General features: G+C 37.3%; 9 protein-coding genes. 1 reads left to right on the top strand and 8 read right to left on the bottom strand.

Features of this window, described 5'->3' with window-relative positions; translation table 11 throughout:
• Nucleotides 1-317 precede the first annotated feature (317 nt).
• From NYQ66_RS09860 to NYQ66_RS09825, 8 genes are all read right to left on the bottom strand, one after another.
• Entirely contained in the window at nt 318-1,520 is a 1,203-nt protein-coding gene (locus NYQ66_RS09860; RefSeq protein ID WP_259869194.1) for a M20 metallopeptidase family protein, read from the bottom strand.
• Nucleotides 1,521-1,595: 75 nt separating this feature from the next.
• The gene (locus NYQ66_RS09855; RefSeq protein ID WP_259869196.1) at nt 1,596-2,477 is read right to left on the bottom strand and encodes an ABC transporter permease; all 882 of its coding nucleotides are present in this window, start codon (nt 2,475-2,477) and stop codon (nt 1,596-1,598) included.
• Nucleotides 2,478-2,538: 61 nt separating this feature from the next.
• On the bottom strand, nt 2,539-3,543 hold the full coding sequence (locus NYQ66_RS09850; protein ID WP_259869192.1) for an ABC transporter permease: 1,005 nt from the start codon (nt 3,541-3,543) through the stop codon (nt 2,539-2,541).
• A 373-nt stretch (nt 3,544-3,916) separates the two neighbouring features.
• A complete protein-coding gene (locus NYQ66_RS09845) occupies nt 3,917-5,539 on the bottom strand; it encodes an ABC transporter substrate-binding protein (protein WP_259869191.1) in 1,623 nt (540 codons plus the stop codon).
• A gap of 23 nt (nt 5,540-5,562) precedes the next feature.
• Nucleotides 5,563-6,546, bottom strand: a complete 984-nt coding sequence (locus NYQ66_RS09840) for an ABC transporter ATP-binding protein (protein WP_259869190.1) — start codon at nt 6,544-6,546, stop codon at nt 5,563-5,565.
• Nucleotides 6,543-7,535, bottom strand: coding sequence for an ABC transporter ATP-binding protein (locus NYQ66_RS09835; protein ID WP_259869189.1), 993 nt, complete (start codon nt 7,533-7,535; stop codon nt 6,543-6,545). The genes NYQ66_RS09840 and NYQ66_RS09835 overlap by 4 nt, the downstream gene beginning before the upstream one ends.
• Nucleotides 7,536-8,148: 613 nt before the next feature.
• The gene (locus NYQ66_RS09830; protein ID WP_259869188.1) at nt 8,149-8,700 is read right to left on the bottom strand and encodes a GbsR/MarR family transcriptional regulator; all 552 of its coding nucleotides are present in this window, start codon (nt 8,698-8,700) and stop codon (nt 8,149-8,151) included.
• 1,009 nt (nt 8,701-9,709) lie between these two features.
• Nucleotides 9,710-10,807 carry a Gfo/Idh/MocA family protein gene (locus tag NYQ66_RS09825; protein ID WP_259869187.1) on the bottom strand — a complete coding sequence of 366 codons (1,098 nt, stop codon included), beginning with the start codon at nt 10,805-10,807 and terminating at the stop codon, nt 9,710-9,712.
• 308 nt (nt 10,808-11,115) lie between these two features.
• On the opposite strand from NYQ66_RS09825, the gene NYQ66_RS09820 reads away from it, so the two are divergent.
• On the top strand, nt 11,116-11,420 hold a 305-nt coding region (locus tag NYQ66_RS09820; protein ID WP_259869186.1), incomplete at its 3' end, for a DoxX family membrane protein.

The following is an 11,420-nucleotide window of genomic DNA, read 5'->3' as shown; positions in this document are numbered from 1 at the left end:
GTACAGTGATCCTTGTAGCTGGAGCGAACGCTGGTAAATTTGGCGCAGACAGATATGTGTTACCTTACCTAAGAACAGTTGTTGCAAGAAGAAGAGAGCAAAAAGAAGTGAAGGAAACGGTGGAAGTTTAATTGGAAAGCGTATAGCCAGAATGGCTGTACGCTTTTTAATAGCGAATACAGATGACTGTATACTAGACTGTATCATCAATTGGTAACAAGCAGTCATCACCAAAGTAAAGAGTGTTCTGGCAAACTGACATAAAATACCCAAATAGACAATTGTCCATTTGGGTATAGGATACCTTTACATTCTATTTAAGCATTCTGCGAATTTAAAGCAATAGCCATATAAATTTTGGCGATATTGATGATCGAGCGTTCGTCCACATCAAATTTCGGATGGTGGTGTGGATAGATCGCATCAATCTCTGGATTTCTACCACCTACGTTGTAAAAGACACCTGGTACATTTTTTACAAAATAAGCGAAGTCTTCTGCACCCATCGTTGGCGCCATTTCTAGTACATTTTCTTCTCCCAAAACCATTTGTGCTATTTTTTTTGCGTAAGCTGTTTCTTGTGGATGGTTATAAAGAGATGGAAATCCTCTATCATAATGAAGCTTAATCACCGCACCTGTTTTTACTTCTGCAGCCTTACATATTTGTTTGAATAGTTCTTCAACTTGATCACGAACGTCCTCATCATACGTTCTCACCGTACCACTAATTTTCGCTGTATCTGCGATAACATTCGGTGCGCCACCACTATGGAAAGATCCAACAGAAACAAGGGTTGATTTCAACGGATCTACTCGTCTACTTACAATTTGTTGCAAGTCAACAACAAGTTGGGATCCTAATGCGATAGAATCAATCGTGTCATGGGGCTCTGCTCCATGTCCACCTTTTCCTTGAATCGTAATGTAAAAGGTATCTGCAGCCGCATGAATATACCCTTCATTTAACTCCATCTGACCTACATCAACGTTTGAATGAACGTGCGCCCCGTACACCTCATCTACACCTTCTAAGCAACCATCCTTTACCATTGCTTGAGCGCCACCGGGAGCCATCTCTTCCGCATGTTGATGAAGTAAGACCACATTCCCATGGATTTCCTCACGATGTGCATGTAAAATTTTCGCAACACCTAATAAAGACGCTGTATGAATATCGTGTCCACACGCATGGGACACACCTTCTACTTTTGATTTATATGGCACATTTTTCTCGTCAGGAATCGGCAAGGCATCAAAGTCAGCACGCAGAGCAATCGTCTTACCCGGCTTACCTCCTTTAATATAACCCACCACACCATTACCGCCGACACCAGTTTTATGAGGGATACCTTCTTTTTCTAGAAATGCGGCTATTTTCTTAGCTGTTTCTACTTCTTCAAATGATAGTTCAGGATTCATATGCAGATCACGACGTATGTCTACTAACTGCGGATATAGTTCTTCTAATTCTGAAAAAATTACTCCTAATCTCTCTGAACCCTTAATCGTAGTTGTCATTTATATAAATCCCCTTCCTAGTAATCTAATATCTCTACTCAGAACCCACGCTGAGTGAATGAATCATACGAAAATCTAGCTCTTCATTTTAGGGTCTAGCGCATCACGCAAGCCATCACCTAATAAGTTAAATCCTAAAACGGTTAACATAATAGCTAAGCCTGGAAAGATCATTGTCCACGGAGCCTGGATCATGTATTGCTGGGCATCAGCTAACATCTTACCCCATTCAGGTTGTGGCGCTTCTGCACCCATACCCAGGAATCCTAACGCCGCAGCTTCTAAAATTGCTGTACCAACAGCAAGCGACGCTTGTACAATGATAGGCGCTAAACTGTTTGGCAGTACATGTCTAAGGATAATTCTAACGTCGCTCATTCCAAGACTTTTTGCTGCCATAATATATTCTTCTTCTTTGACACTTAATACTTTAGATCGAATTAGTCGTCCAAAATTTGGTACATTTATAATCGCAATGGCAATTAACGCATTTTCTAAAGAAGCACCAAGTACCGCAACAATAGCGATCGCTAACAGAATACTAGGGAATGCTAGCATAATATCGAATGCACGTGAGATTATAACATCCACCAAACGCCCATAATAAGCAGCAATAACCCCTAGTAAACTACCAATGATCATCGAACCAACTACAGACAGGACACCAATCCAAATAGATATTCTTGCTCCGTAGATTACTCTCGATAAAATATCTCTACCAAAGTCGTCTGTACCAAACCAATGATTAATGGAAGGACTTTGCAATCGTTCCGCTAATTTTTGATTATTAATACCTTCAGGCGCAATTAACGGGGCAAAGATAGCTAATAACACAAAAAATAAGACGATCGACAATCCAAAAATTGCTAATCTATTTTTCTTAAAGCGTGACCACGATTCAACCCAAAGTGAATTTTTCTCCTTTTTCACTTTAGGACCTTTCCCATGTAACGCCATTTGACCATTTTGAACATCTTCTACAGGTTTCATTTCAACACCCTTTCAAGAGACGCTAGTTTTATTTGTACTTAATTCTAGGATCTACAACAGAATAGAGAAGATCGACACATAGGTTAATTAGTACAAAAAATAATGCAACAATCAAAATACCGGATTGTACAACTGGATAATCACGGAATTGGATTGCGTCGTAAATATAACGACCTATACCTGGCCACCCAAAGATCGTTTCCGTTAGTACTGCTCCACCTAAAAGTAGACCCATTTGCAATCCCACTACAGTTAATACTGGAATAATAGAGTTTTTCAACGCATGTTTATACACCACTTTAATCATCTTCATCCCTTTAGAGCGTGCTGTTCGAATGTAGTCTGAACGCATAACTTCTAACATACTTGATCTCGTCATTCTTGCAATAAACGCACCTGAGAAAGTACCTAATGCAGTTGCTGGTAAAACGAGTCTACGTACAGTCTCAACAAATCCATCCCAATCTCCTTGAATTAAAGTATCTATTAAGAAGAAATGGGTGATCGGATCAATTGGCGCTCTTGCATCTTCTCTACCTGTTGGCGCAAACCATCCAAGCTCAACAGCAAAGAGCCATTGTTGCATTAATCCTAACCAAAAGATAGGAACAGAAATACCAATTAGCGCAACGAACATTGCTACATAGTCAATCCATTTGTTTTGGAACCATGCACTAATAATCCCTGCATTCACACCGATAAACACAGCAAAAATCATAGCTACAACTGAAAGCTCCATCGTTGCAGCTAAATAAGGCCATAATTCCTCTACGATCGGTGCACCAGTACGGATTGAATCTCCTAGATCACCGGTTACTAAATTTTGAAGGTAATTTATATATTGTATATACCACGGTTCATTAAGACCCAATTCATTTGTTAACTTTTGAACACTTTCCTCTGTTGCATGCTGTCCTAACATGACTTGTGCTGGGTTACCAGGGATCGCATGAACAATAAAAAACACAAGAAGTGTCATCCCAAATAAAACAGGGATTAGTTGTAATAATCTTCTAATTGTGTATGCAAACATGTAACCACCTACCTTTTCTTGGGTATAAGGAGCTTGCTTTTTAACTTCATTATTTGTGATTTAAAACAGACATCTGGTCCGTTACTTCGCGGAAAAAAACTGATTTTGAACGTAGCAAAGAAAGAATGAGGTTGTCCGACAATGCTCATAAATCTATGTTTCTACCCATTAACGGAACAGATGTCCGCTTAAAATATTTTCATCTTAATTAGAACAACTCGCTTTGCTTGTCCTTTGCGAATGTGTCCGTTTTTCTTATATTTTGTAAACATTAATTTTCACTACGCCGAGAGGCTTCTTAGCAAGAAATTTCTTAACGTATAATAAAGGAGAGGGATAGCTAAGCAACCCCTCTCACATGGTTCAATGTCTATTACTTGAGGTCAGTTTTATATAAGAATGATGAACTTGTCGCATGTGGGAAGAAATCAACTACATTCGTTCCGCCAGCTAGTACAGGTTTTGCGTGTACGATTGGCGCAAGTGGTACATCATTACGTAGGATTTCAAACGCCTCATTGTATAATTCTGATCTTACATCTTGATCTGCTGTAGATCGTGCATCTGAGATTAATTCTGACACCTCATCACTATCATATTGAGCAGAGTTCAAGCTTCCAATACTCTCTTTGTGAAGTAATGCAGACAACCAAGAGTTAGCATCAGGAACATCACCAGTCCATCCTAATAAGAAGGAATCATACTCCCCTGCAACCACATCTTCAAGATACGTACCCCACTCAGCAGATTGGATATTAGCCGTAACACCAATTTCTGCTAAACTTGCTTGAATCGTTTCTGCGACTTTGTTAGCATCTGGCATGTAAGGACGAGATACAGGCATTGCCCATAGATCCATTTCAAATCCATCTCCATATCCTGCTTCTTCTAATAATGCTTTTGCTTTCTCCAAATCGTAGTCAAATGCTTCTACATCATCGTTAAATCCAAATGCAGAAGGTGGTGCAATATTTTTTGCTGGTGTACCGTACCCATTATAAAAAGCTGCAATAATGCTTTCACGATCAATCGCATGACTTAACGCTTGACGAACTAATGGGTCATCAAAAGGTTCTCTTGTTACAGTAAATCCAAGGTAACCAGTGTTCATGGAAGGTCTTTCAAATACATTTAGATATTCATCTGCTTCTATTTGGCTCACGTTATTTGGATCTAATCCGTCCATGATATCAATCTCACCAGAGATGAGTGCATTTAATCGCGCGGAGTTATCTGGAATTACTCGGAAAATAACACCGTCAAGTTTAGGTAAACCTTCAAGATAGTAATTTTCGTTTTTACTTAGCACAATACGGTTATTTCTTTTCCACTCTTCAAAAACAAATGGTCCAGTACCAACAGGATTTTCACCAAACGCATCTCCTTGTTCTTCCATTGCTGTTGGGCTTCCGATGGATAATGCGGTGTTTGTTAAATAATCTAAGAATAGTGGTTGCACTTGGTTTAGTGTGAAGACAACCGTAGACTCATCTTTTGCAACAACACTATCGATCACATGGCCTTCATCGCCCTTATAGCCACCAAATAGCGTAGCATAAACAGCATATTTACCAGCATTTTCTTCCGATGGACTCATCCATTTTTCAAAATTGGTAACTACAGCTTCTGCATTAAAGTCTGTTCCATCATGGAACGTAACTCCTTCACGAAGTGTAAATGTGTAAGTTAATCCATCATCAGAAATATTCCAATCATCAGCAAGACCAGCTGTGATGTCTGTATCCATATCTCCATAACGAACTAATGTGTCATAAATATTTTGAATTACTTTATATGATTGACCATCATTTACAACTGCCGGGTCTAGAGAAACGGTGTCACCACCACGGCCATAAATTAAAACTTTTTCTTCTTTACTTGCTTTTGTTTCTCCATTATCTGTTTCCGAATTTGCATTATCATTTGAACAACCAATTAGCATAAATGATACGATTAATAGTGTTACAATGCTTGTGTACCAAGTCTTTTTATTCATGCGTATTTCTCTCCTCTATGTTTTTATTTATTTAAATCATCATTGTAAAGATGACAAGCAACAAATCGTTTATCTTTCGCTTCCACAAGTTGTGGTTTTTCTTTTTTACAGATTTCCATACACGATCCGCAGCGGACGTGGAACGGACATCCTGTTGGCGGATTGGATGGATCTGGTATATCGCCTATTAGAATTTCTTCCTCATTCGCCACCTCCGGATCAGGAATCGGAACCGACGATAGCAATGCTTGTGTATATGGATGAAGTGGTTCTTCATATAACGCCTCGCCATCAGCTAATTCCACAAGTGACCCAAGATACATCACACCGATTCGATCACTGATATGACGAATAACTCCTAAATCGTGTGCAATGAACAGATATGTTAAATCAAATTCTTTTTGAAGATCTTCTAATAGATTCAGAATTTGTGATTGTATAGATACGTCTAGCGCTGAGACAGGCTCGTCTAGTACAATAAACTTAGGTTTAGTCATTAATGCTCTGGCAATACTGATTCGCTGTCTTTGTCCGCCACTAAATTGGTGCGGATATCGTTTGGCATAGTCTTTATTCAATCCAACTGTCTCCATCATTTCATAGACTCTAACTAGTCTCTCTTTTCGGGAAAGTTTTTCATGAATAAGGAGAGGCTCTTCTAGAATTTTTTCAACGGTTTGACGAGGATTTAAAGAGGCAAAAGGATCCTGAAAGACCATTTGCATTTCTTTTCTTAATGCTCTCATCTCTTTATTTCTTAAGGTTGTTATATCTTCATCCTTATAAATTACCTTACCGTCTGTTTTTTCTATTAACCTAAGTAGTGTACGTCCTGTTGTAGATTTACCGCACCCACTCTCACCAACTAACCCTAGTGTTTCTCCTTTGTTAATTTCAAAGGACAAATCACTTACTGCCTTTACTGAGGCAATCTGTTTCCCAAGGATTCCTCCATTGATCGGAAACTCTTTCTTTAAATTCTGGACTTTTAATAATGTTTCAGTCATTTTGCAACACCTGCTTCCTCTTCTTCATATAAGAAGCATCTCACGCATTGCCCACTGCCTAAATTGAAGTGTTCAGGGGTTTCTTCAAAGCATCGCTCAAATGCATGTTCACATCTGCCCGCGAATGCACAGCCTTTTTTAATCGAACCAGGCTTCGGTACATTCCCTTTAATGGAATAGAGCCTTTCGCTTTTCTTTCGAATGTCTGGTACAGATTTCAAAAGACCTTTTGTATATGGGTGTTTAGGAGAATTAAAAATTGTTTTAACGGATCCTTCTTCGACAATCTTTCCTGAGTACATCACAACGATTCGGTCACATACTTCGGCAACAACACCTAGGTCGTGTGTAACCATCAAAATCGCTGTACCAAAATCTTTATTTAGTTTTTTCATAAGTTGTAAGATTTGTTTTTGGATGGTTACGTCTAAAGCTGTAGTTGGTTCATCCGCAATAAGTAAATTTGGATTACAAACCATTGACATCGCAATCATTACTCGTTGTCTCATTCCGCCTGAAAGCTGATGAGGATATTCATTTATCAATTCGTTCGCTCTTGGAAGACCTACGAGCTCTAGGACTTCAATTGCTCGTTCCTTTGCCTTTTTCTTACTCCATTTATTGTGTAATAGAATAGATTCAATAAGTTGATTCCCAATTGTATAAACCGGATTTAAGGAAGTCATCGGCTCTTGGAAAATCATTGATATTTCGTTCCCACGAATTTCACGCATTTCTTTTTCCGTCTTTTCAAGTAAATCCTTTCCATTAAAAAGAATCTTACCACCGTCAATTTTCCCTGGTGGACTTTGAACCAATCCCATAATGGATAGGGAGGTAACGCTTTTTCCACAACCTGATTCCCCTACTACCCCTAATATTTCACCTTTATTAATGTGAAAACTTACGTCATTAACTGCTGGAATCGTTCCTTCATCTGTATAAAAAGTAGTCTTTAAGTTTTCAAGACTAAGGACCTTGTCCGTCATGATCTCGCTCCTTCTGGGTTTCTTTTATTAAGGTATGTTGCTACAGGCTATCAATTTATGCCGTCGCAATCTATTTATCACCCATTTCACTATCCCATTTGTCTTCATCATGATAATTCAAATGAGACTATTATAAATTTAATGTTTTTTAAACAAACAAAAATATTTGAATTTTTGTATATATTAAATGATAAAGGTTGTACACATGAAAAATCAAACGCATTCATTCCTCTTATAGATAGATAAGACAATATTAGTGCTAACCTGATATGTATGAATAGGGATTTCCTTTTTAAAACTTCCATATACTATCAAAAACTATGTCATGCTCAAAATACGCTCAATGTCTTTCATTCACTTAATATAGCTAAAGCTTGATGAACATTGAGGTTAAGGACATTTCACAATCTATTTTTTATAAGTATTTAATATTTATAAAAAATACTAAATACTTAAACAACTAGAAAACTTGAATTTTATCTCCCTTTAACGAATGTGTTCATTCTGCCTTACACTTGAAGATTTATATTTTCACGTAGTCTCTAACACTTTTAAATAACAAAAAAATGGTTTCTGTATCTTTTACCATACAGAAACCATTTTTTATTATTATCTATAAACCTATTTTTGCTCTAGCGCTTTCCCCTTTTGGAACATAATCAAAAATTTCATGGGACTCGAACAGTAGTGTAACTCGATCCAACCAATCGATATAATCAAGAGCTGCTTGCAACTTTTCGAGGTCTTTATCTATTAATGCAACAGTATCTTTATCAATACCTTCTTTTCGTTTTAAACGATTTAATTGTGCTATTTGCTTCTTAATTGAAGTAGCCTTAGGGATCAGCAGTTTGCGCCATTGAAAGCAAAAGTATTTTATGAAACACTCATAATTATCGTCTTCCACTTTATATAGAACTTTTCGTTCTCCTTTCACGTGTATCTTTTGTACAAGGTCCATTTCGACTAGTTCACGAACTGCATTACTCATACTAGCCTTACTCATACCAAGCATTTCTGTCATATCGTCAAGAGTCATCGACTTCTCATAATAATACATCATACCCATTAAACGCTTAACAGTTTCGTTCATACCAAATAATGTTTTGGTTTCGGAATTATCTTCAATAATCTTATCTCTTAATATCTTAAACTCAGTATTCAAATTAATCTATCCCCTTTCCAGATATAGATTAGCAGTGTATAAATCTAGAGCCACGTTAAAACTCTATGTATACTCATTATCAATGTTATAATTAATCATGTTTGTTAGATATACTTAGATAGTAAAGTATTTACCTATGAAGTCAATTATAATATTTTAGAAAAATTACTATATTTAAATTATAGTTTTTTTAAAATAATTTAAACAAATCTTATAATAGCTTATTTTATATAGTTTCCCCCCTAATAACAATGTAAGAAAATCTTCCCGGCGGATTTATATACGAATACACTCATTTGCTTAAAAATGCTAGTAGATTTAACTATGATTTACAGAAACCACTCCTAGTAGTGGTCGACAGGTTTAAATTTTTATGAAGAAATAACGTTGTAGCTGGACTATTAGCAATCATTCGAATTTATCTCGAATATATGCTGTGTACAGCAAGGTTTGGAAGGATACTGGTGAATTTAACGCAACAGATTTTTTTACAAGGCACAGTAACTAACCCAGTTTCAGGTCTAGATGGCGTAGTGAAAGATGGTATGTAATTTTTTTCGGATCTTCGTAATTCCAAATGCTGATCTTTTCAACATCCTAGTTCCTTGAGGCAAAGTGTTAATAGAACTTGATTTAATGGCTGTTTCACAACAGTTTCGGCATTTCTTTGGAATGGTAATGAAACTTCTCTTTTTCTAAAGTTTCAACGGTATCTGACAACAGAAAAAGACAAGGACACGGTTCAGCCCCTGTCTTTTGCAGGAAGGTTTAAAACATGTTTGGTGAGTTACTTAAACCATTTCTGTAGCTTTGTGCATTGCAAATAACTCATTTAAAAGGATTCACTAATGACTTAACTACATTAACTCGTTTGTCAATCACCACCACCTCATTTAATTCTTGTTTCTTTCCTAAAAACATCCCTAAATTTCGGAGATTACTCGCGTAAATGTCTTTTTCACTCAAAACTTTGGTCACCTAGCCTAATAATAATAAGAGCCAAATCTACCTACTTCGTCCAAGGTTGTGAAACAGTATGAATCGTATTACCGGTTTTCACTGCTTCTTCTACTTTCATTCCTAGATAATGATCTTGTGAAGCCTCGGCTAAACTATAAAAGCTTGGTCCTCCTTCTATATAATCTGCCATTTTACATAAGCAATGCGCTATCGCAATTTCATCGTCATATAACCTAGCTGGAATAAATGGGTTTTGATAGACCCAATTTTCTCCTGCCAGTATGCCATATAAAAAATAACCTTCATGATTTTCATATTCACCTTTATTTATTCGCTTTAAATCTATATGAACGGGTGTTTGATAATCCGCAAGCATATGTACTTGGTTATCAAATATTTCCCCACGATCACCTCTAACTGACAGATGATTAGAACGAATCCAGGATCGATGTTGGTTGTCGGTAAAATCATAGATGCCTAACTTATACCCAAAATCAATCCACGCCAAATCCCGTGTGACACTGTCTATTTTCTCTTCTGTTGGATAGCCTGCACGGCTTGGTCCAGAAACGATATTCGAACGGAACCCTTTTCCACGTATTTCTGCATTTTGAAAACCAGCCTGCAACATTTTTCTTATTAAACTTATCCCATGGTAAAAATGTGAGATAGAGACTGTGGCTTCTGTCACTTTCCCTAATAGTCCGGAATCAATGATCGAATTCCTTGCCTGTTGAATCGGATGAAGTGGATATTGCTCAGCGACCTGAACTTTGGCACCACGTAATGTCAACTTCTCATGAAGCAAAATTAATCCTTCCAGATCAGATGCTGGTGGCGTTTCCGCTAAAGCTGGCATGTTTAATTCAGCTAGTTCTATTAAATACTTTGCACACGCTTCAGGTGGAACAGACACAACAACAAAATCAGGTGTTTCCTTTTCTAATAGGTCAGACAAAGTCGGGTATGTCCGTATATCCCATTTCCCCTCTATTTCCTTTGCTTTCGCTTCATTTCGAACCACCGCGCCACTTATATGAAATTGCTCAGGAAGTGCTTTTGCTATTCGATAAAAATAGTTAGCTCGAAAGCTATTTCCTCCAATGATACTGAATCTTATTTTCTTTATAATCCGAATCTCCTCCACTTTGTATCAAATCAGCCTTACTTATTATATTTCCGCATCCTTTCCTTATTTCCTCTTTCTCAGTGGCATTTCCGGTTGGCGAACGGCATGCATATAGCCATAAGGAACGCCCTTTCTGTCAAGACCAAATCACAACCTTCACTTTTTTGTCATAACTTTGTTTCTTAATTGTGAAGTATTACACAAACTTATTTTCTATACTTTTTAAACGTGTTAATATAAAAACATAGAAAGACACAAACAAGAATTCTTGAAAAACTATATGTGAAATGATGAACAATATAAAACTAAAATTAGGAGTGATCGACATGTTTGAATTATTAAGAAAAAATAACGTTGTAGCTGGTGTATTAGCAATCATTAGAATCTATATAGGGTATGCTTGGTTTACTGCAGGTTTAGGAAAAGTTACTGGTGGGTTTGATGCAACAGGATTTTTACAAGGCGCAGTGGCTAACCCAGTCGCAGGTCCAGATGGTGTCGTTTATGGATGGTACGTAGATTTCTTACAAGCTTTCGCAATTCCAAATGCAGATCTTTTCAACATCCTTGTTCCTTGGGGTGAAGTATTAGTAGGACTTGGTTTAATGCTTGGCTGTTTCACAACAGCAGC

The sequence above is a fragment of the Aquibacillus koreensis genome (genome assembly GCF_025154055.1).
Classification (GTDB): domain Bacteria; phylum Bacillota; class Bacilli; order Bacillales; family Amphibacillaceae; genus Aquibacillus_C; species Aquibacillus_C koreensis.
This window is presented reverse-complemented; position numbering and strand designations above follow the sequence as displayed.